The following is a 19,907-nucleotide window of genomic DNA, read 5'->3' as shown; positions in this document are numbered from 1 at the left end:
GCTGCAAAAAAACTGGTATAGTGAGGCTTGGTAGTTTTCAGAACGGATGAGAGAAGTTCATTTTTTCTTTTTTCTTGGAAGTTAATGAAGCTGTGTATTAATTAATGAAGTTTTGTATTTTTATTTTAGGTCTGAAAAGAAAGAAAGGTGAGCAGAAGTGGCATTTGTTGATCAAGTTAAGATCAATGTCAAGGCCGGAAACGGCGGCAATGGAATGGTGGCATTCCGTAGAGAAAAGTATGTTCCAAATGGCGGACCTGCCGGCGGTGACGGTGGCAAGGGCGGCAGTGTAGTTTTAAAGGTAGATGAAGGATTACGCACCCTGATGGATTTTCGTTACCATCGGCATTTTAAAGCTAAAAGCGGCGGCAACGGAATGATTAAAGGGATGTATGGCAGAGGTGCTGATGATCTGTATATTGCTGTTCCTGAAGGTACAACGGTCTCTGATGAAGAAACTGGTGAAGTTCTAGGTGATCTCTTGCATGAAGGAGACGAATTGGTAGTCGCTAAAGGTGGTCGTGGCGGCCGTGGCAATATTCACTTTGCAAGTCCTCGCAATCCAGCACCTGAGATTGCTGAAAACGGTGAACCCGGCGGTGAGCGCATTTTGAAACTTGAGCTAAAAGTCTTAGCTGATGTTGGCTTGGTCGGATTTCCATCTGTTGGAAAATCAACCTTGTTAGCGACAGTTACAAGTGCAAAGCCAAAAGTTGCTGCTTATCATTTCACCACACTTGTGCCTAACCTAGGAATGGTGCGTCTAGAAAATGGCAGTGATTTTGTGATGGCTGACTTACCGGGGCTAATCGAAGGGGCTTCCCAAGGTGTTGGACTTGGAATTCAATTTTTGCGGCATGTTGAAAGGACCCGGGTTATTCTGCATTTGATAGATATGAGCGGTTTTGATGGCCGCGATCCTTACGATGATTTTATCAAAATCAACCAAGAATTGGAAAGTTACGATGAACTACTTTTAGAGCGACCACAGATTGTGGTTGCTAGTAAGATGGATCTTCCAGAAGCAGCAGCTAATTTGCGTCAATTCAGGGAAAAAATGCAAAAACAACAAATTTTGGCACAACAACCTGAAATTATTGAAATCTCATCCGTTACACGTCAAGGACTGCAGGAACTTTTGCTTAAGACTGCTGCATTGTTAGATAAGACACCGGCCTTTCCCACTCTGGCACAGCGGCAAACAACTAGCGATGAACAGCTTTATCAATTTGAAGATGGAGAGCAGCCAGATTTTGAGATTACACGTGATCCAGATGCAACTTGGGTTCTTGGGGGATCTAAGCTAGAGAAGCTCTTTAAGATGACTAACTTTGATCACGATGAAAGCATAATGCGTTTTGCTAGACAGCTTCGTGGAATGGGTGTCGATGATGCATTGCGTGCGCGTGGTGCTAAACCAGGCGATCATGTCAGAATTGATAAATTCACTTTTGAATTCGTAGAATAAAAGGCAGTTTGATGTTTTTGAGGTTAAGATAAATGGGAGTAAATACAAAAAAACGTCGGTATATCACTGGATTTGACGGCATCCGGACGTTAGCCGTTCTTGGGGTAATTCTATATCATTTATTTCCGTATAATATTCAAGGCGGGTATCTTGGGGTGCCTATCTTTTTTGTACTTTCTGGATATCTGATTACGGATATTTTGAATGAAGAGATTGAAAAATACGGAAAAGTTCACGTTTGGGAATTTTATCAAAGACGGATGAGACGTCTTTATCCGGCTCTGGTAGCAATGGTAATCGGGACAAGTGCCTATATAACGCTCTTTCAGCGGGATATGTTAGTTCATATTCGGAGAACGATCATTGCTAATTTGTTATATGTCTATAACTGGGTACAAGTTGGACAGGGACAGTCCTATTTTGATCGCTTTGGAGCACAGTCGCCTTTTACGCATCTCTGGTCGCTTTCAATCGAGGGACAGTTTTATTTCTTTTGGCCCCTGATTTTAACAGTCTTGTGGGTCTTATTACGCAAAAAGCAGCCGGTTTTTGATGTTATTTTTGTGGCAGCCTTTGTGTCGGCGTTGATGATGGCGGTGTTATACCGGCAAGGACAAGACCCTTCACGAATTTACTTTGGCACCGACACCCGGATGTTTGCAATTCTTCTGGGAGCAGCCTTGTCGGTTATTTGGCCAAGCAAGAGTTTAAAAGAACGGCTCAGCAGTCAAGCACGTTGGTTTTTGGATGCTGCCGGGATCTGTGCACTGCTGTTAATTGTTATTTTGTTCTTCAAGATGCCAGGTGAAAGTGATCTGACTTATCATGGCGGGATGTTCTTCTTTACACTCTTGTCTGCTGTCCTAGTGGCAACTGTGGTTCATCCAGGAGCAGATTTAAATCGAATTATGTCCAATCCTGTTTTCAGCTGGGTAGGTAAGCGAAGTTATGGGATCTATTTATACCAATTTCCTGTAATGATTTTTTATGAAACCCGAGTTGCGAATGTAGCAGCACATCCCGTTTTGCATAGTTTGGTAGAAATTGCGCTCATTATTGGAATTAGTCATTTATCTTATGTTTATCTTGAGTTACCACTTCAGCACTTTGACTATCGCCGAACTGGTGAAGTTATCAGTGAGTTTTTTCAGCGAAATTCACGCTATGGTTGGCGCCGTTTATGGGTCTGTGCCGGGGTGCTCTTGAGTGTTCTTGCGTTAGTGGGAGCCATTGCGCAACCATCTTCAGCTTCAAATAGTTCCGCGCAACAATTGAAAAAAGTGATCGAAAGTAATCAGCGCAAGGTTGCAAGTGGAAATGCACGTGAACAAAAGAAAGCTGCTACTAAGCAAAGTGCAGCACAAAGTTCGCAGGTGCAAAGCTCTTCAGCTGACACGGCGCACAGTAAGCAACAGTCACAGCAGTCTGAAGAACTGACTGATCGTCAAAAACAGCAAGCTCAAAACTTGAACGTGACGGCAGTTGGAGATTCAGTTATGGCTGATGGAGCAGTTAAGTTACAAGGAATTTTTCCGCGAATGTATGTTGATGCGCAGGTTGGCCGCCAGCCGCGCGATGCGATTGGAATTCTACAAGGACTTGCTCAAAATGGAAAATTGGCGGATACTGTCTTGTTGAGCCTTGGAACAAATGGACCTTTTTCAGATGATGAATTAGATCAGATTATGGCGGCAGTTGGGAAAAGACAAGTCTTTTGGATTAACACACATGTTCCTACGCGTCGTTGGCAAAATCAGGTAAACGACTCTTTAAAGGCTGCGGCGTCTAGGTATCATAATCTGAAAATTATTGACTGGTATGATTACAGCAATCGTCATCCAGAGTGGTTTTACGCAGATAATGTGCATCCCAACGAGTATGGCCTTAATTATTACAGCGGCTTTATTGCAAAGGAAATGTTAAGTTCTTCTAAGTAAATCTGCGTTTACCTTGTGAAGACCAATAAAAAGGCTCAGCGTCACTTTGTTGGCGGCTGAGATCTTTTTGTCTTAACTACGAACTTTGAAGTGCCAACCCATTAAAAACAAGACCATTGGCGATAATGCGATAGCCTAAGACTGGATAGTTATGACCTGCATACTGGATGAAAACTGTAACAGGGGCTGCTGAATCATGAAATAAAACCGGGACTTCACCTAGCTTGAGCGCCTTTTGTTTACCCAAGGCGGTGCTGAAGACTAGTCCAGTAGCGGGTACCATGTTAAAATTTGTGATTGGAGTTTTGGTGTTTTTTTCGATTTCAAAGAATAAGCGTAATTCTTTGTTTAAGTCTGCAGTGAGAGTGCAAAGGTCAGACAGATACATAGTTAACCTCCTTTCAAGGTTTACTGTATATTATAATGTGGGTTGTTTTAGCAAACAAGGCAATCATTTTTAAATTAAGATGGTGACAGCTTATTTTTTGATGTTAAAATAAAAAAAGGTATTATTAATTTTAAGCTGTCTTGTGGCTTAATAGATTGGATAAGTTTATGGAAATTGAATTTTTAGGAACAGGAGCCGGTTCACCGGCAAAAGCACGCAATGTTACGAGCATTGCTTTGAAGCTGCTTGAAGAAATTAATGAAATTTGGCTTTTCGATGTAGGTGAAGGGACGCAGCATCAGATTTTGCGTACGACGATTAAGCCGCGCAAAATTGCGCGCATCTTTATCACCCATTTGCATGGGGACCATATCTTTGGCCTTCCGGGTTTTTTGAGCAGCCGCTCATTTCAGGGAGCTGAAAAGTTAGGTCAATTGGTAATCTATGGTCCAAAAGGTATTCAAGAGTACGTGCAAACAAGTTTACGTCTTTCACAGTCAAAACTGACGTACAAGATTAAATACGTTGAAATTGATGAAGAAGGGTTGTTATTCGAGAATTCAAAGTTTCAAGTGTTTGCAGCTCGGCTGGATCATCGAATTGAGTGCTTTGGTTTTCGTATTGTGGAGCGTGACTATCCTGGTGAATTACAGGTTGATCGTTTACGGGCAGAAAAAGTACCTTCTGGGCCGCTATATGGAAAGCTTAAAGCTGGTGAGAAGGTTGTTTTGCCGGATGGACGTACGCTTAACGGTAAGGACTACTTAGGCCAACCTAAGCGCGGAAGAATTGTAACTATTTTGGGGGACACGCGACAAACCCCTAACGTGCTTGCATTGGCACAGCACGCAAATGCGCTTGTTCATGAAAGTACGTTTGGCAAAGATGAAAGTCAGCTAGCATTCAGTTATTATCATTCCACAAACATTCAAGCTGCCAAAGTTGCTCAAAAGGCGCAAGTCGGTAAATTATTTTTGACGCATATTTCAGCTCGTTACGTGGGATTAAAGTCGCTGCAGCTTGAAAAAGATGCACGGACAGTTTTTAAGCAAACGACGCTGGCTAACGATTTTGACACTTTTTTCATTCCATTTTCGCGGAAGTAGGAGGATAGATAATGAGGGGTTATAAGCAGCTGAAAGATTTACGCAATCGAATTGCAGTTGTTACCGGAGCTTCTTCAGGTCTTGGGGAACAAATCGCATATGAACTTGCACGTCAAGGTGCTATTGTGGTTGTTTGTGCACGCAGGTTAAAAAAACTCGAAGAAGTCAGTGAAAAGTGCCAGCAACTTTCAGGGCGCATTTCAATTCCCAAAGAGTTGGATGTTGCCCAACCTAAGAAGATCGAACGATTGGTAGCTCAAGTTGAAAGTGAACTTGGACCGATTGATATTTTGGTTAACAATGCTGGCTTTGGTTTAATGGAAGATGCTTTGTCCTTTGAAATGGAGATCGCTGAAAAAATGTTTCGAGTTAATGTTTTGGGGACGATGTATCTTTCAAAGTATGTTGCGCTCAAAATGGCACGTAGACAGCGGGGGGCGATTATTAATGTTGCTTCCGTGGCCGGAAAGATCGCAACCCCTAAGTCAGCGGTTTATTCTGCTACTAAAGCTGCGGTGCTAGGATATTCCAATGCACTGCGGCTTGAATTAAAAGCCTTGGGAATTTCAGTTTTAACAGTTAATCCGGGACCAATTAAGACTAACTTTTTTAACTTGGCCGACAAATCAGGCGAGTATTTAAAAAAAGTCGGTTTTTTGGTGCTCGAACCTGATGAACTTGCTCAAAAAATAGTCAGCACTGTAGGAACGAACCGCAGAGAATTGACTTTACCATTTATTTTTGAAGTTGCACATCACTTTTATGAACTTTTTCCGCATGTGGGGGATTATTTAGCAGGAGATTTGTTTAATAAGAAGTAGGGGAGCAGATAACATGAAGAATCAATGGAGAATGATCTTAGCTTTGGTATTAGCATTAATTGTCATTATTTTTGCACTACTTAATACACAGGATGTGGCAGTTAATTTTATTTTTGGTAAATTCAGTTTACCGTTAGTCTTACTGTTGGTGATCTCACTTTTAGTGGGAGCCTTAGTGGCTGCACTTTTTTCAACTGTCACAATTATGGGACTGAAAAAGCAACTTAAAGACAAAGAAACTCAGCGTCAGGAAGAAAAGCTTACCGCTGAAAAAGAGTATCAACAAAAATTAGCAGAGACACAGTCTAAATATCAACGCAGATTGAACGGAAAGACGGCTGCTGCTGTAAAAAGTGAAGATAATCGTTAGTTAAGTAGGAGCTGATTATGCTTGTTTGAGTCACGTTATGTGTGGAAACAGAACCAGGTTACCCATGATCCTGAAAAAATAGCACAAATTGAACAACAATTCGCCGTGGGTCCCTTTGTTGCAGGGCTTTTATTAGAACGCGGGTTGGGAAGTAAAGAAGAGCTCGATTCTTTTTTGCACCCGCGTCCAGAAAATCTTGTAGATCCCTTTTTAATGCATGACATGCACAAAGCGGTTGATAGAATTCAAACTGCAATTATTGAAGGGCAAAAGATTACGATCTATGGTGATTATGATGCTGATGGGATCACGAGTACTGCTGTGATGTATGAGACCCTCGTCCAACTAGGGGCAGATGTTCATTATTATCTTCCGGACCGCTTTATTGATGGCTATGGGCCTAATCAAGCGGCTTACCAAAAAATTATTACAGCGGGGACACAACTAATTATAACGGTGGATAATGGAGTTAGCGGAATGGCTGCAATTACGGCGGCACAGACTGCGGGGGTTGATGTAATTATTACTGACCATCATGAACTGCCGTTGAATTTGCCAAAAGCCTTCGCAATTGTGCACCCACGTCATCCGGCACAACCCTATCCAACTGCAGAATTAGCAGGTGTAGGAGTGGCTTTTAAAGTTGCGTGTGCTCTTTTGGATGAAGTTCCGCAAGAACTCTTAGATTTGGTTGCAATTGGAACGGTGGCTGACCTTGTGCCACTGACTGGTGAAAATCGGATGCTTGTCCAATTTGGCTTGCAGGCCTTACAGCAGACCCAACGCTTGGGCTTGCAAGCGCTGATGCGTGCTGCTCAAATTACGCCACAAACAGTTAATGAACAAAAGATCGGGTTTACAATTGCGCCGCGGCTGAATTCACTTGGCCGGCTTGAAAGTGCTACTCCGGGAGTACGCTTGCTGACTACTTTGGATGAAACCGAAGCTACGCAGATTGCTGCTCAGACAGAAAAATTGAACCAAAAAAGGCAAAAACTGGTGGAAAAAATCACAGCTGCGGCACTTGAAAAGCTGGATGCTGTTTCTGAGACACACTTGGTGAATGTGATTGCTGCTCCAGATTGGCATGAAGGTGTTTTAGGGATTGTGGCTTCACGCCTGGTTGAGAAAACAGGTAAGCCAACACTTGTACTCAGAATTGATGCTGACCGCAAGTCGGCAAAGGGCTCAGGGCGTTCAGTTGAAGCTTTCCACCTCTTCAAAGCACTGGATGTGCACCGCAAACTATTTCAGAGTTTTGGTGGGCATCACATGGCGTGTGGGCTTTCATTAGACCCAGAACAATTACCAATGTTGCAAACCGCTCTTGATGAAGAGGCCCAAAAGCAAAAGCTTGAGCTCGATCAAAAAGGGACATTGGAGATCGCCGCTCAACTCTCACTTGATGAAATTGATGAGAATTTACTTGCTGATTTAAAAAAACTGGCACCTTTTGGTCCGGAAAATCCGCAACCGGTTTTTGCATTTAAAGACTATCAGCTTCACGGCTTACGTTTATTAGGGCAAAAACAGAATCACGTCAAATTAACATTAACTGGAAAAAAGACACAGATTGAGGCACTTGCGTTTTCAATTGAAGATCAGCGTGCGGATCTCTTACAAGATGCTGCCAGCATAGAGTTTGTAGGAAAAATAGAAGAAAATACTTGGCGAGGCCAGACCAAACCACAGATTTTAATCTGCGATCTAGCGGACCGGCAGCCTGCCTTTCTAGATCTACGGACAAAACGTCTTACACCACAACTTTTCACGAAAAATGGAACTTATTTTTTCTTTAATCAAAGAATTCAACAAAAATTGGCCGGATATTTGCCTCCCGCTGCGGTTCAGGTCACCGGTTTGGAGTCTTTACCGGCTGAGGCTGAGTTTAGTGAGTTGATTGTTGTTGATTGTCCGCCGTCGTTGACAGAACTTGAGCAGCTTTTACAGACAGTTTCGTATACACGTCTTACCGCTATTTTCTACCCGTATAAACCGGTATATGAAGTGGGGATGCCTACACGCGCGCAGTTGGCACGTGTTTACCGCTTTGCAATCACGCATGAAAATATTGACCTGAAAAATCAACTGCAAGAAGTTGCAGATTATCTTAAAATAAGAAAAGAGTTACTGACGTTTACATTGCAGGTGTTTTTTGAAGTCGGATTTGTTAAAATAGAAAAAGGTTTGATGACAGGATGTCCTGCTCATCAAACGGTCAACCTAAAAGAAGCACCCAGTTATCGTTCAAGACAACAACTGCTTCAGGCTGAAAAGGTATTATTGACTAGCAAAACAGCCGATTTGAAAAAGTGGCTTTTTCAGCTTTCGGCAGTCTAATTTAAAGGAGCGTTTAAAAAAATGGCATTAGATTTGACAGAGTATGTGGCAAGTATTCCGGATTACCCGGAGAAGGGAATTATTTTCCGTGATATCTCGCCACTGATGGCTGATGGAGAGGCCTATAAACAAGCAACCGCTCAAATTGTCCAATTTGCACGCGATAAGGGTGTTGAGATGATTGTTGGTCCTGAAGCCCGTGGCTTTATCGTGGGGTGTCCGGTTGCCTATGAACTGGGTGTTGGTTTTGCACCTGCACGCAAGAAGGGCAAACTTCCACGTGCAACAGTTAAGGCGGAATATCAATTGGAGTATGGCACTTCTGCGCTCTACATGCATAAAGATGCTGTTAAACCGGGACAGCGGGTACTAGTCACTGATGATTTGCTTGCAACTGGTGGAACAATTGGGGCAACAATTGATTTGGTAAAACAGCTTGGCGGTGTCGTGGTTGGATGTGCTTTTATTATTGAATTGAACGCTTTAAAGGGCCGCGAAAAGATTAAGGACTATGATGTTTTGAGTTTAATGAATTACTAAAATGAAGTGTCGACAAGCAGTGGGAGGCTTTGAGCACTAACAGCAAATTGCAAAGTAGTCGATTTTTGACTATGTGCAATTTGTAGTTAGGCACAAAAGGCTGGTGGTTGGAGCACGTTAAAGGAGAAGTGTCGACAAGCAGTAGGAGGCTTTGAGCACTAACAGCAAATAGAAAAAACACAAGAGGCTGTGACAAAAGTTAACTTTTGTCACAGCCTCTCTTTTATTTCGTATAAACGTGTTCCATAAGTCAAAATTCTCCGTCTAACTTCGAATTACTCATAGCAAAGTACTCGCTATGTTCGTAATTTCGAGTTAGTACTCAAATTTTCCCGACTTATGTCACACTCTCTCTTTTATTTCGTATAAACGTCTTCCATAAGTCAAAATTTTCCGTCTAACTCCGAATTACTCATAGCAAAGTACTCGCTATGTTCGTAATTTCGAGTTAACACTCAAATTTTCCCGACTTATGGAACACTCTCTTGTATTTTTATGATTTCTATATCAATAGAAATGGTGCTTTGGTGATAAGAAGGCCCAGCCGCAACATGTGCTTTGCTCCCATTTTTACGTTATTAGAGGTATAAATAGACATAGAGATTGGAGCTGAACAAATGACTAAACAAAATTATGCAATTATTGGCCTAGGCAGATTTGGTGGAAGTATCTGTCAAACCTTGATCGCTGGTGGTGCCGAGGTGCTCGTGATTGATAAGGATGAAGCTCGTGTTAATGATTACAAAGAGATTGCAACTCAAGCTGTGATCGCAGACGCTCAAGACGAGCACACATTGAAAGCACTCGGAATTCGCAATTTTGATCATGTTGTGATTGCCATCGGTGAGGATATCCAAGCTAGTATTTTAGTAACCTTAATGGTTAAAGAATTAGGTGTTAAGTATGTAACAGCCAAGGCTCAAAATGAGTACCACGCACGCGTATTGACTAAATTGGGAGCGGATAAAGTTGTCCACCCAGAACGCGACATGGGTATCAGAATTGGGCGTAACCTGCTTTCCAAGAACATGCTGGATTACTTAGACCTTTCTCCTGAGATCAAAGTGGCAGAGATTAAAATTACGCAAAAGACCTTAATTGGAAAATCCTTGAGCGAGCTTAACTTTCGTAAAAATTTTGCGTTGAACGTAATTGCTGTCCGACGTAAAGAAGAAGTGGAAATTTCACCAGCTCCGAGTGAAGCCCTTAAGTTAAATGACAGCTTATTAGTCGTCGGTTACAAAAAAGATGTTGAACGGTTCAGTCAGTTAATGGACCGTTAACGTGCCAAAAATTTGCAAGCAACTTGCTCGGCACACGGCGTTGTTTTAGTTTATTTCAGGATACATTTTTAAACTAGAGGTCTTTTTCGGACCAGCGTCGTCTTTTATTAAACCGAGGCCTGATAGACAAATACACTACAATTAAGATTGAGAGTCCGGAAATTAGACAGCCAATCACAAAATAAGGTGGGGTAAAGGTAAGCTTGAGCGTATGTCTGCCTTTAACCGCTTTAATTGCCAAGAAAGTATTTTGCACTTTAAAAGTTGGAACGCTCTTCCCGTCAACTAGAACACGCCAGCCCTTACTATATGGAATAGTGGTGGCTAACAGCAGTCGGTTGTTTTTAGCTTCATAATAGCCCTCAAACTTTCTTTGCGATTTCTGGGTTAATTTGACTGTTCGATTTTTGAGTGTCGCAAGTTTTTGCGAGACAACCGCATTGTTCATGCGGTAAAGCACGAAGTTATTTAACCACAGCGACGATTTTTTTAATTTAGCCGTTAACACGATTTCCTGGCCTTTTGCATGGTTTGCAAGGTTAACCACAACAGCATGACGGAAGGTTCCGTATTGATTTAACTGACGGTTATTGAGGTACCAAGTAACGTTATCTTCATCTAATGATGGTCCTAGCGTCAGATAATAGGAATCATTTGTAGTCGGGGTGAACTTAAAAATAATTTGGCCATCTTTTGTAAGATCTTTGCGGCGGAAAATTGTATTAGTCAGCTTTGTCTGCTGACTGATATTTTGAAAGACAACCTCGTTGAAGTTCTGAGCTGTAAAGTACGCCAATCCCTTGGTACCAGTGGCATTATTTAACCATTGAGTTTGGTATTCGAGTGGGTTGTCATAAAAACCAGAGAAAGATTTTAAGCTGGTATCAGCAAGATAGGCATAACCAAGTGCTGATTTATTTTGGTAAAGACGTGTTAAAGAATTACTCTTAATCATTTTGTATGCTTTCAAGTCGGGCTTTTCAGTTAGTTGCTGCAATGGTTGGCCATTCTTAAGTTCTGAAAATGCCTTGGGTGCGCTAAAATACTTCATGTTAAGCAAAGAATCTGTGATCATTGTTCCATTTGAATAAGTTACGTAATTATCGCCATCGGGATTCCCGATCATGCCGTAAAAATCAGGAATACTTTTTTCAAGCGCAGAACTGAAATATGAACCAGTGTTTAACGAATTAGCAATCCCATCATTTTTAGTTCTGCTATATACTTGTCCAGTTCTGTATGCAGCGTGATCTCGTTTATTCAAATAACTGCTGTCTTGCATGAGTGCGGTCGTTGGTTGCGTGTATTCCTTGGCCGTCAGATAACTCAGGTTATTGAGTGATAAACATGCATTTAAAGTAATCTCGGTTGTTACAAGTACAAACAGCCAAAGAAACTTGACGCGTGCATATTTAGGCTTTGGGGTGAAGGCCAGTGTTGCGAGCGTTAAAGTGGCAAAAACTGCCGTAAAAAGCAAAGTTTCATTTGAAATAAAACTGAATTTTTTAATGTTCAACAAGAGATACGTTAAGGATGAAGCAAACAGAAGAAAACACAGCCAGACTTTCCAAGCCTCTAAGTGCAATGTCGCGCGCAAAGAGCGTGCTGCCAGCAAAAGCATCCAAAAACTAACGATAAACGAAAAACGATAAGGGTACCAAACTGGAAACTGCATTCCATGCCAGAATAGATCAAGGGGTTCAAAACAAAGCGAAAGAAATAAAAAGATACTAATAAACAAGGCCGCGAGCCGCTCGCGTAAGCCAATTTTTGCATTTAAAAAAAAGGTTAAGAAGCCGATCAAAGCTAGCGAACCAATAAATAAATTAGGATAACCAGAAGGCATCTGTTGGAAATTAAACGCACCTACAATAAATTTGGAAAGCATTTTTAAAGGAGCATATTCAAATTTGAAGTGGATGAAGTTTTGGGTATACTGCCCCTTACTTTCAATTAAAGAAAAGGCAGTTGGTAGTAAAATAATAGCTGCCAGACCGACTCCAAGCAGTGAATTGAGTGCAAAACGCAGGAAAAGAGCAGCATTTTCGCGCAGGGTCAGGCGCTTGGTTGTCAGATACCAGAAAAAGTAAGCAACTAAGAAGATGCAGACCATATATCCCATGTAGTAATTGTCAATCAATAAAACTGCAAGCAAAACAGGATAATGCCAATTGTTTTGCTGCTGCAACAATGAATCAAGTGCAAGAATGACTAAAGGCAAAAAGATTGCTGCATCCAGCCAAAGCAAGTTAAGTTGGTTAGCGACAAACCAGCCCATCAGTGCGTAGCAGGTTGAAAAAAGCAGGGGGGTAACTTTTTGTGTGGGCATTTTTTTCCTAAGTAAGGCACAAAAAGTTAAACCAGCACACCCGTATTTGACTAAAGTGACAAGCATAATGCCTGCTGGTAATGTTTTTTGAGGGAAAAATAAGAAGATCAGGTTAAAAGGACTCATTAGATAATATGCCCATTCACCAATCATACTTCCGCCAATTTCTTTTGAAAAAGAGTAAAAGAAGCTGCTGGGATCATGTAGCAAAGCTCTGCGGAAGTAAGCAAAAAAATCAATGTACTGCTGACCTAAATCGACTGTCAGCAGACTGCTCTTTCCAAAAGGAGACATTCCGCGTGAGATAAAGTACGTTAGCATAATAATTACTGGGATAAAGAAGCTTAAAAATAAAGGATATTTAGTTTGCCAAAACTGCGTTAATTTTGTTCTCATTTTGCACCCCTAAAAACGTTTTTAAAGTTCATAGTTAATAACTCTATTATACAGACTTGTTTTTGGATTTGTACAAGCGCATAATTTTTATTAAAGTTTAACAAGTAGTCTAAGAAACTTATGATTTGTATGGTAACATGAATAATGTTACGTGAGTATCTGAAGTCTAGGATAACACGATCAAGTTTTTTGAGTGATGTGAGGTTAGTAATTTTGAAATATCTAAGAAAAAGAAACAAACCCAAAAGAGTAAAGTCGCAAATTCCGTTTCGGCTGAATTTTTTATTTTTGGTGGTCTTTTTGCTGTTTGCGGCTCTATTAGGACAACTTGCATATTTGCAGATTGTGCATGGAACCAAGTTCGAGTCTGAAGTCAGCAGTACTGATACCAAAACGGAAACGAAAAGTGTACAAAGGGGTATGATCTATGATTCGACCGGCAAAGCACTGGTTTCAAATAGTGCTTCGCGCGCGATTACATACACTAAGCCACTGACGGTGACTGCTACGCAAATGTATCGGATCGCAAATGATTTAGTTAAGTATGTTTCAATTGATACCTCAAACATTACACCGGCAAATGAGGCAGATTATTATTTGGCTTTACCGGCGCATCTTACAAGTGTGCAAAAAAAGATCCCGGGCTACGCCAAGCTCAGTACTAGTGTTCTTTATCAGCGTGAAGTGGCATATGTGAAGGCTAAAGGGCTCGCAAATGGGCTTTCAGATAAACAAAAAGAAGCAGCAATTGTCTATTCAAAGATGAATGGTGCCTACTCACTTTCGACAGTCTATCTTAAGTATGCAGATGTTAGTGACACTGAAATGGCTAAAGTGGGTGAGAACTTGTCCTTGATGCCGGGAATCAAGATCGGGACAAGCTGGTCGCGCAGCTATCCGAATGGGGATTCGGTTAAAAGTGTAATTGGAACAGTGACAAGTCGTAGCCAAGGATTACCCAGCGACGAAATTAACAGTTTGCTCGCACAGGGTTATTCACGCGATGACAGTGTGGGTTCGAGCTACATTGAATCACAGTATGAAAATGTGTTGAAGGGTACAAAGTCAATTACCACATTAGAGACTCAAAACGATAAGATTACCAAAGAGATTAAGACTTATGGCGGTAAAAAGGGCGATAACGTTGTTTTAACAATTAATTCTGAATTTCAGAATAAAGTTCAAGATATTATGAAGAGTTCAGTTGAGAGTGTGGCAGGCAGTAATCCATATCTGCCAGGTGCGTATGCAGTTGTAATGAATCCTAATACTGGAGCGATCTATGCTTTGGCAGGAGTCAACCGCAATCTTCAAACCGGTAAGATTAGTGAAAATGCTTTAGGTGCAATTAATCAGACCTATGTTATGGGATCGGTTGTAAAGGGTGCAACTGTGATGGGTGCATTATTGTCAAATGTGATTACTCCTAGCAGTAGTACGTTGACTGATAAACCCATTAAATTGCAAGCAACTGCAACCAAGTCATCTTGGTTCAATAAAACAGGGAGCGCGGATGTAGCCTTAACCGCTTCTGATGCACTAATGGTTTCATCTAACTCCTATATGATGCAATTGGCGATGCTTGAAGGTGGCTTTAAGTATAGTGACAATGCAGCTTTAAGTTTGCCAACCTCGATTTTTTCTAAGTTACGAGGATACTTTAACCAGTTTGGCTTAGGTGTGAAAACAGGGATTGATATTCCGGGAGAGGCTACTGGATTTGAGGGACCTTCTAACCAGTCGAGTATTGGTAAAGCGCTGGATTTGTCCTTTGGGAACTACGACTCTTATACTACTATTCAATTGGCACAGTATATGTCGACTGTTGCCAATGGTGGTTATCGCCTGCAGCCGCACATTTTACAGTCGATTCGCGGAACTAACAAGGATGGTACGTTGGGTGCAGTTAAGTATGAATTTACCCCAAATGTTTTGAATGTTGTTAGTGCTACTGACAGCCAGTGGAACGTTGTAAAAACCGGCTTTTGGAATGTTGTGCATGGTTCAAGCTCATTACGGACAGGGAGTGCTTTAGCAAATGTAAAGCCCTCAGTAGTCGCTAAAACAGGGACAGCGCAAACTTTCCATGGAAGTACTGAAACAGAAACCTTGAGTGCAGTCTCATACGCGCCCGCAAAGAATCCGCAGGTAGTGGTCGCAATTGCATTCCCAGGAATGGCCGGGGAAACAACAAGTAAGATTAATTCACAGGCAGTCAGCCAGATTTACTCTGCGTATTGGAAATATGTTGAGTCTAGCGATGGGCATCAATAGTTGGCAGAAGACTCTGTCAAGGTGTTTTACTTAACAAATTACAAAAAACGCTAGCTTCACTGAAAAAAAGATGGTATCATAGTAACGTTGAAGATTAAATATTTTCGAAATTAGCAAAGTTTGGAGGGTTAGGAATGCGTGTACACATCACATTAGAATGCACAGAATGTCATGAACGGACATATCTCTCAAGCAAAAATAAGCGTAACAACCCTGATCGCTTAGAGTTAAATAAATATTGTCCACGTGATAGAAAGGTTACATTGCATCGCGAAACAAAATAGTGTTGACAGATGCTATTTTGGTATAACATCTGCTCGTCTCTATCAGCGGCAGGTGTTATTTTTAAAAACAGCTATCACTGAATTTAAAAACGTGTTGCTATTCATTAAAAAAGACTGGGCAGATTATAAGTCTCCCGGTCTCTTTTACTATCTAAACAGTCTAAGCAAGGGGGACGGCGGCAGTGAACAAAGCAGAGATTCGCCAAGCTCAGTTAGCTAAGTTGGTACGAGCAGATAATAGCTGGGAAAAAGAAGCGCAGGAACTTTGTTTATATGAACAGCTATTTGCACTTTCGTGTTGGAAAAAAGCACAAACAATTGGGCTTACGTTGAGCCAAAAGGGCGAAATAGACACGAAACCGTTAATTTTACAGGCACGGCTGCAGCATAAACGAATCTGCCTTCCGCGGACTTTACCCCAGCGACAACTGCAGTTTTTTGAACTTCAAAAAACAAGCAAACTTGAAAAAAGTTCGTTTGGTATCTGGCAACCTGCTCTAACGGAAAGAAAAGTTGCCAAAAACGCATTAGATTTGTTGATTATTCCTGGGCTGGCATTTACCGCACAAGGTCAGCGGATCGGATATGGCGGGGGATATTATGATAGATTTTTGGCAGGTTTTGCAGGAGATACGGTCGCACTTGCTGAAAGACAGCGTTTTTTTACGACTGCTGCTTGGCAGACAGCAACAACAGATCAAATTGTGCAGCAAGTTTTGACTATCTAGAAAAAGGAGAAGTACAATGGCTTTGATCCGTAAACCGGTAGTGACATATGCGTTGCTTGCCGTGAATGTTTTTATCTTTTTATTGATGACATTATTAGGTGGCAGTCAGCAGATTTCAATTTTGGTCGCATTTGGCGCCAAAGTAAACAGTTTAATTCTAGCAGGTCAATGGTGGCGCTTAGTAACCCCAATGTTTCTGCACATCGGTTTTGAACATTTGATTTTAAATATGGTAACCCTTTATTTTATCGGCAGTCAGCTGGAGTTAATTTTAGGACACGGTAGATTTTTACTGGTGTACTTTATCAGTGGCATTATGGGAAATATTGCGAGTTTTGCATTTAATCCAAATGCCTTATCGGCAGGTGCTAGTACCGCATTATTTGGGTTATTTGGGGTCTTCCTGATGATGGGCGAATCTTTTTGGGAAAACACCTATATTCGTCTGATGGCGCGCCAATTTCTGCTTCTTGTCGGAATAAATATTATTTTCGGATTTTTTGGGAATGTTGACTTAGCAGGCCATTTAGGCGGCTTGTTTGGTGGCTTTTTGGCAGGTTACTGTGTTGGCGTACCGGCTGTTGGACGTGTACCGCTGGTAAAAAGAGTTCTCAGCTTGGTTACCTTGTTGATTTTATGTGTGTTGATGTTATCAGTGGGTTTTAAAAGCTGAGAGTTTCCTTTATAATTAATTGGAGGTGTTTTCGTGAAGACACTTTATGATGTGCAGCAACTCTTAAAGCGTTTCGGGATTTTTGTTTATGTGGGGAAACGGATCTGGGACATTGAACTGATGGCCTTAGAACTTGATCATTTGCATAAAGCTGGCGTAATCGATGATCCAACTTTTATTACGGCAAAGCTGGTCCTGACAAGAGAACACAGATTTGAAGAAAAACATCAAAATGAATTAACGGATTTTTAGTGGAGGTTTTTTAATGGATAAAAAGCTAATTGGAGTTGACCTTGGTGGCACGACAATCAAGTTTGCAATTTTAACCACAGAAGGTGAAATTCAGCAAAAATGGAGTATTGAAACCAATATTTTAGATGAAGGGACACATATCGTTCCAGACATTGTCTCTTCAATTAATCATCATATTGCCCTTTATAACATGCAAGTGGAACAATTTGTCGGAATTGGTATGGGTTCCCCAGGCACGGTTGATCTGGATGCCGGAACTGTAATTGGTGCTTATAATTTAAATTGGAAGACCCTGCAGCAGGTAAAAAAAGTAGTTGAACAGGAAACGGGGATTCCATTTGCAATTGACAATGATGCGAATGTGGCGGCTTTAGGTGAACGTTGGAAAGGTGCTGGCGAAAATAATGGTGAAGTTGCATTTATCACTCTTGGAACCGGGGTCGGTGGCGGCTTAGTCTCAAACGGCAAGCTTCTCCATGGTGTTCGGGCTGCTGGTGAAGTTGGACATATGATTGTGCAACCGCAGGGCTATTTATGTACTTGTGGCAATCATGGTTGTTTGGAAACTTATGCCTCTGCAACTGGAATCGTCAGAGTGGCACGTGATATGGCAGAAGAATTTGCCGGCAACTCAAAGCTAAAGCAGATGCTTGATGATGGGCAAGAAATCACGTCTAAGATTGTGTTTGACTTAGCCAAAAAAGAGGATTTACTTGGTAAAATGGTGGTTGAACGTGTCTGTTACTATCTCGGGTTAGCCTGTGCAAATTTAGCTAATCTTTTGAATCCTTCATTCGTAGTAATCGGTGGGGGAGTTTCGGCAGCCGGTGAGTATCTACTAAAACGAGTAAATAAATATTTTCAAGAATTTGCTTTTCCGGTTGTTGAGAAAACGACAACGCTTAAGTTAGCTCAACTTGGAAATGAAGCAGGTGTAATTGGAGCTGCCTCACTTGCATTGACTTTTAAGTAGTCTGTGTGAAAGGAGAAAGTCAAATGTTTTTACAAGCAATCTCAATTTGGGGAATTATTGACATTATTTTGATTGTCGTCATGCTTTATATTTTGGGCAATCAGTTATACTTATGGTATCAAGGGCGCAGAGTAGCTCATTTTCTTGAGAACCAGGAATTTCGTCACGGGATGCATGTTGCACAGATTATCGACTTGCGTGATAAGGATAATTTTGATGCAGGACATATTATGGGAGCGCGAAATGTCCCTTACGCGCAGTTTAAAATTATGAAAGAATCAATTCGCAAAGATATGCCAGTTTACCTTTATGATCAAGGAAAGTCGCTTAGTACACGAATTGCTGTTAGGCTGCATAAAGATGGATACACGGACATTTATATTCTGAAAAATGGTTTTGATAAATGGGATGGACGGGTAAAAAAAAGAAGTTAAGTTTTTTATCCAAATAGATCTGGTTTATTAAAACGAAAAAAAGAGGCTAACAATAAAATGTCAGAGCCTCTTTTTTGCTGTTAGCCTTGATGTGATGAGTGCATTTTACGAATAGCACGTCTGCGATGCTCAGCGATCATTTCTTCTTTTTCTTCGATCGGTTCGACCACGGTACGCTTAAAAGCGTAAAAGCAACCTGCTGCAGCACTAATGGTCGTTGCTACTCCGAGTATAAATCCTCTGCTAAATGGTTTCATTGGGTTGACCTCCTTTACCTGCTTCTACTCTCAATTATGCAGGTTTTGGGGTTGGATTTCCAGTTTTAAGCGTGTAATTCATGAATAAAAATTAAGAGTAAGGATGGGAAATTGAAATGGCGACTAAAATCGTATTGATAGTAGGACCAACTGCAGTTGGCAAGACAGCCCTTTCAGTTGCTTTGGCCCGCCAGTTCAACGGAGAAATTATTTCGGGTGATTCAATGCAGGTTTACCGCGGGTTAAACATTGGAACTGCTAAAGTAACTCCTTCAGAAAAAAAGGGGATTCCGCATCATTTAATTGATATTAGACAGATTAATGAACGTTTTTCCGTCGCAGACTTTGTTACAGCTTGTCGGGCACAGATTCAGGCAATTACAGCCAGAGGTGCACTCCCATTTATTGTCGGTGGAACCGGTTTTTATTTGCAAGCGTTACTGGATAATTTCAAATTAGGAAATGACCAGTACGAACAAAACGAAAAAATCAGAGAAAAATGGCGAAATTTTTCGCAGCAATATGGCAAGGAGCAGTTGTGGCAACATTTAGCGCAAATTGATCCTGTGGCTGCCAAGAAAATTCCACAGAATAATGAACGTCGTGTTATCCGGGCACTTGAAGTTTTTGAAAAAACAGGTCGCTTGTTTTCTGAACAAAATGATATGGCAAGTTCTGAGTTTGAACCGCTGATCATTGGCTTAAATACAGAGCGCAAATTACTGTATGAAAGAATTGAAAAACGGGTCGACCTGATGCTAGCTGCTGGGTTGGTGGAAGAAGCGCACACGCTTTACGTTGCTGGAGGCGAACATTTGCAAGCCGGTCATGGAATTGGCTATCAGGAATTCTTCCCTTATTTTAGAGGTGAGATTTCATTGGCACAGGCCGTGGCAGCTTTGAAGAAGAACTCGCGGCACTATGCAAAACGGCAATTAACTTGGTTTCGCAATAAAATGGATGTTAACTGGTTTGATCTTGTCACAAAAGATGATGAAAGCGATAAAATAAAGACTTTAATCGAAAATTGGCGGTAGAAAAGGGGTAGATATTG

Annotated in this window: 19 protein-coding genes; 16 read left to right on the top strand and 3 right to left on the bottom strand. The window is 41.3% G+C overall.

Going from position 1 to position 19,907, the window contains the following annotated elements:
• Positions 1 to 157: 157 nt before the first annotated feature.
• A complete protein-coding gene (gene obgE / locus AB3Y88_RS02475) occupies positions 158 to 1,468 on the top strand; it encodes a GTPase ObgE (protein WP_082610394.1) in 1,311 nt (436 codons plus the stop codon).
• A gap of 32 nt (positions 1,469 to 1,500) precedes the next feature.
• Entirely contained in the window at positions 1,501 to 3,405 is a 1,905-nt protein-coding gene (locus AB3Y88_RS02470) for an acyltransferase family protein (protein ID WP_228887786.1), read from the top strand.
• A 76-nt stretch (positions 3,406 to 3,481) separates the two neighbouring features.
• On the opposite strand, the gene AB3Y88_RS02465 is transcribed toward AB3Y88_RS02470, so the two are convergent.
• Positions 3,482 to 3,793: a hypothetical protein gene (locus tag AB3Y88_RS02465; RefSeq protein WP_228887785.1), complete on the bottom strand. Its 312-nt coding sequence runs from the start codon at positions 3,791 to 3,793 to the stop codon at positions 3,482 to 3,484.
• Between the two features lie 167 nt (positions 3,794 to 3,960).
• Here AB3Y88_RS02465 and rnz point away from each other — a divergent pair, with 167 nt between their 5' ends.
• The 6 genes from rnz (at position 3,961) to AB3Y88_RS02435 (ending at position 10,253) form a co-directional block, all read left to right on the top strand.
• The gene (rnz, locus tag AB3Y88_RS02460; RefSeq protein WP_056960111.1) at positions 3,961 to 4,899 is read left to right on the top strand and encodes a ribonuclease Z; all 939 of its coding nucleotides are present in this window, start codon (positions 3,961 to 3,963) and stop codon (positions 4,897 to 4,899) included.
• 11 nt (positions 4,900 to 4,910) lie between these two features.
• Complete coding sequence (locus tag AB3Y88_RS02455) at positions 4,911 to 5,720, top strand: SDR family oxidoreductase (protein ID WP_056959916.1); 810 nt, start codon at positions 4,911 to 4,913, stop codon at positions 5,718 to 5,720.
• 13 nt (positions 5,721 to 5,733) lie between these two features.
• Positions 5,734 to 6,090, top strand: coding sequence for a lipopolysaccharide assembly LapA domain-containing protein (locus AB3Y88_RS02450; protein WP_056959918.1), 357 nt, complete (start codon positions 5,734 to 5,736; stop codon positions 6,088 to 6,090).
• Positions 6,091 to 6,111: 21 nt separating this feature from the next.
• A complete protein-coding gene (recJ, locus tag AB3Y88_RS02445) occupies positions 6,112 to 8,430 on the top strand; it encodes a single-stranded-DNA-specific exonuclease RecJ (RefSeq protein WP_056959920.1) in 2,319 nt (772 codons plus the stop codon).
• Positions 8,431 to 8,451: 21 nt separating this feature from the next.
• The gene (locus AB3Y88_RS02440; RefSeq protein WP_054757079.1) at positions 8,452 to 8,970 is read left to right on the top strand and encodes an adenine phosphoribosyltransferase; all 519 of its coding nucleotides are present in this window, start codon (positions 8,452 to 8,454) and stop codon (positions 8,968 to 8,970) included.
• A 617-nt stretch (positions 8,971 to 9,587) separates the two neighbouring features.
• Positions 9,588 to 10,253 carry a TrkA family potassium uptake protein gene (locus AB3Y88_RS02435; protein ID WP_054757304.1) on the top strand — a complete coding sequence of 222 codons (666 nt, stop codon included), beginning with the start codon at positions 9,588 to 9,590 and terminating at the stop codon, positions 10,251 to 10,253.
• A gap of 73 nt (positions 10,254 to 10,326) precedes the next feature.
• Here AB3Y88_RS02435 and AB3Y88_RS02430 read toward each other — a convergent pair whose 3' ends face one another.
• Positions 10,327 to 12,978, bottom strand: coding sequence for a YfhO family protein (locus AB3Y88_RS02430; protein WP_228887784.1), 2,652 nt, complete (start codon positions 12,976 to 12,978; stop codon positions 10,327 to 10,329).
• A 213-nt stretch (positions 12,979 to 13,191) separates the two neighbouring features.
• On the opposite strand from AB3Y88_RS02430, the gene AB3Y88_RS02425 reads away from it, so the two are divergent.
• The 7 genes from AB3Y88_RS02425 to AB3Y88_RS02395 all read left to right on the top strand — a co-directional run bounded on the left by AB3Y88_RS02425 (position 13,192) and on the right by AB3Y88_RS02395 (position 18,596).
• Positions 13,192 to 15,252 carry a penicillin-binding protein 2 gene (locus AB3Y88_RS02425; RefSeq protein ID WP_056959924.1) on the top strand — a complete coding sequence of 687 codons (2,061 nt, stop codon included), beginning with the start codon at positions 13,192 to 13,194 and terminating at the stop codon, positions 15,250 to 15,252.
• A 134-nt stretch (positions 15,253 to 15,386) separates the two neighbouring features.
• Positions 15,387 to 15,536, top strand: a complete 150-nt coding sequence (gene rpmG / locus AB3Y88_RS02420; protein ID WP_082610395.1) for a 50S ribosomal protein L33 — start codon at positions 15,387 to 15,389, stop codon at positions 15,534 to 15,536.
• Positions 15,537 to 15,718: 182 nt separating this feature from the next.
• The gene (locus tag AB3Y88_RS02415; RefSeq protein WP_261907342.1) at positions 15,719 to 16,264 is read left to right on the top strand and encodes a 5-formyltetrahydrofolate cyclo-ligase; all 546 of its coding nucleotides are present in this window, start codon (positions 15,719 to 15,721) and stop codon (positions 16,262 to 16,264) included.
• Between the two features lie 16 nt (positions 16,265 to 16,280).
• Positions 16,281 to 16,937 carry a rhomboid family intramembrane serine protease gene (locus AB3Y88_RS02410; RefSeq protein ID WP_056959928.1) on the top strand — a complete coding sequence of 219 codons (657 nt, stop codon included), beginning with the start codon at positions 16,281 to 16,283 and terminating at the stop codon, positions 16,935 to 16,937.
• Positions 16,938 to 16,970: 33 nt separating this feature from the next.
• Positions 16,971 to 17,189 carry a YqgQ family protein gene (locus AB3Y88_RS02405; protein WP_056959930.1) on the top strand — a complete coding sequence of 73 codons (219 nt, stop codon included), beginning with the start codon at positions 16,971 to 16,973 and terminating at the stop codon, positions 17,187 to 17,189.
• A gap of 13 nt (positions 17,190 to 17,202) precedes the next feature.
• Positions 17,203 to 18,162, top strand: coding sequence for an ROK family glucokinase (locus tag AB3Y88_RS02400; protein ID WP_054757309.1), 960 nt, complete (start codon positions 17,203 to 17,205; stop codon positions 18,160 to 18,162).
• Between the two features lie 23 nt (positions 18,163 to 18,185).
• Positions 18,186 to 18,596 (top strand): rhodanese-like domain-containing protein, encoded by a 411-nt coding sequence (locus AB3Y88_RS02395; protein ID WP_056959931.1) that lies wholly within the window; start codon positions 18,186 to 18,188, stop codon positions 18,594 to 18,596.
• Positions 18,597 to 18,676: 80 nt separating this feature from the next.
• On the opposite strand, the gene AB3Y88_RS02390 is transcribed toward AB3Y88_RS02395, so the two are convergent.
• Positions 18,677 to 18,853 (bottom strand): DUF3042 family protein, encoded by a 177-nt coding sequence (locus tag AB3Y88_RS02390; protein WP_082610396.1) that lies wholly within the window; start codon positions 18,851 to 18,853, stop codon positions 18,677 to 18,679.
• Between the two features lie 116 nt (positions 18,854 to 18,969).
• On the opposite strand from AB3Y88_RS02390, the gene miaA reads away from it, so the two are divergent.
• Positions 18,970 to 19,890 (top strand): tRNA (adenosine(37)-N6)-dimethylallyltransferase MiaA, encoded by a 921-nt coding sequence (gene miaA, locus AB3Y88_RS02385; RefSeq protein WP_228887782.1) that lies wholly within the window; start codon positions 18,970 to 18,972, stop codon positions 19,888 to 19,890.
• Positions 19,891 to 19,907: the final 17 nt, after the last annotated feature.

Source organism: Liquorilactobacillus satsumensis, assembly GCF_964065465.1.
In the GTDB taxonomy this organism is placed as follows: Bacteria; Bacillota; Bacilli; order Lactobacillales; family Lactobacillaceae; genus Liquorilactobacillus; species Liquorilactobacillus satsumensis.
Note: the sequence above shows the minus strand (reverse complement) of the source record. Positions and strands in the feature narration are given on the sequence as shown.

Bases quoted from the DNA above. Each gene is read 5' to 3' on its own strand.
- AB3Y88_RS02410 (WP_056959928.1), top strand. From the start codon at position 16,281: ATGGCTTTGATCCGTAAACCGGTAGTGACATATGCGTTGCTTGCCGTG.
- AB3Y88_RS02390 (WP_082610396.1), bottom strand. From the start codon at position 18,853: ATGAAACCATTTAGCAGAGGATTTATACTCGGAGTAGCAACGACCATT.
- AB3Y88_RS02395 (WP_056959931.1), top strand. From the start codon at position 18,186: ATGTTTTTACAAGCAATCTCAATTTGGGGAATTATTGACATTATTTTG.
- AB3Y88_RS02450 (WP_056959918.1), top strand. From the start codon at position 5,734: ATGAAGAATCAATGGAGAATGATCTTAGCTTTGGTATTAGCATTAATT.
- miaA (WP_228887782.1), top strand. From the start codon at position 18,970: ATGGCGACTAAAATCGTATTGATAGTAGGACCAACTGCAGTTGGCAAG.
- AB3Y88_RS02440 (WP_054757079.1), top strand. From the start codon at position 8,452: ATGGCATTAGATTTGACAGAGTATGTGGCAAGTATTCCGGATTACCCG.
- AB3Y88_RS02400 (WP_054757309.1), top strand. From the start codon at position 17,203: ATGGATAAAAAGCTAATTGGAGTTGACCTTGGTGGCACGACAATCAAG.
- AB3Y88_RS02465 (WP_228887785.1), bottom strand. From the start codon at position 3,793: ATGTATCTGTCTGACCTTTGCACTCTCACTGCAGACTTAAACAAAGAA.
- AB3Y88_RS02470 (WP_228887786.1), top strand. From the start codon at position 1,501: ATGGGAGTAAATACAAAAAAACGTCGGTATATCACTGGATTTGACGGC.
- rpmG (WP_082610395.1), top strand. From the start codon at position 15,387: ATGCGTGTACACATCACATTAGAATGCACAGAATGTCATGAACGGACA.
- rnz (WP_056960111.1), top strand. From the start codon at position 3,961: ATGGAAATTGAATTTTTAGGAACAGGAGCCGGTTCACCGGCAAAAGCA.
- AB3Y88_RS02435 (WP_054757304.1), top strand. From the start codon at position 9,588: ATGACTAAACAAAATTATGCAATTATTGGCCTAGGCAGATTTGGTGGA.
- AB3Y88_RS02430 (WP_228887784.1), bottom strand. From the start codon at position 12,978: ATGAGAACAAAATTAACGCAGTTTTGGCAAACTAAATATCCTTTATTT.
- AB3Y88_RS02455 (WP_056959916.1), top strand. From the start codon at position 4,911: ATGAGGGGTTATAAGCAGCTGAAAGATTTACGCAATCGAATTGCAGTT.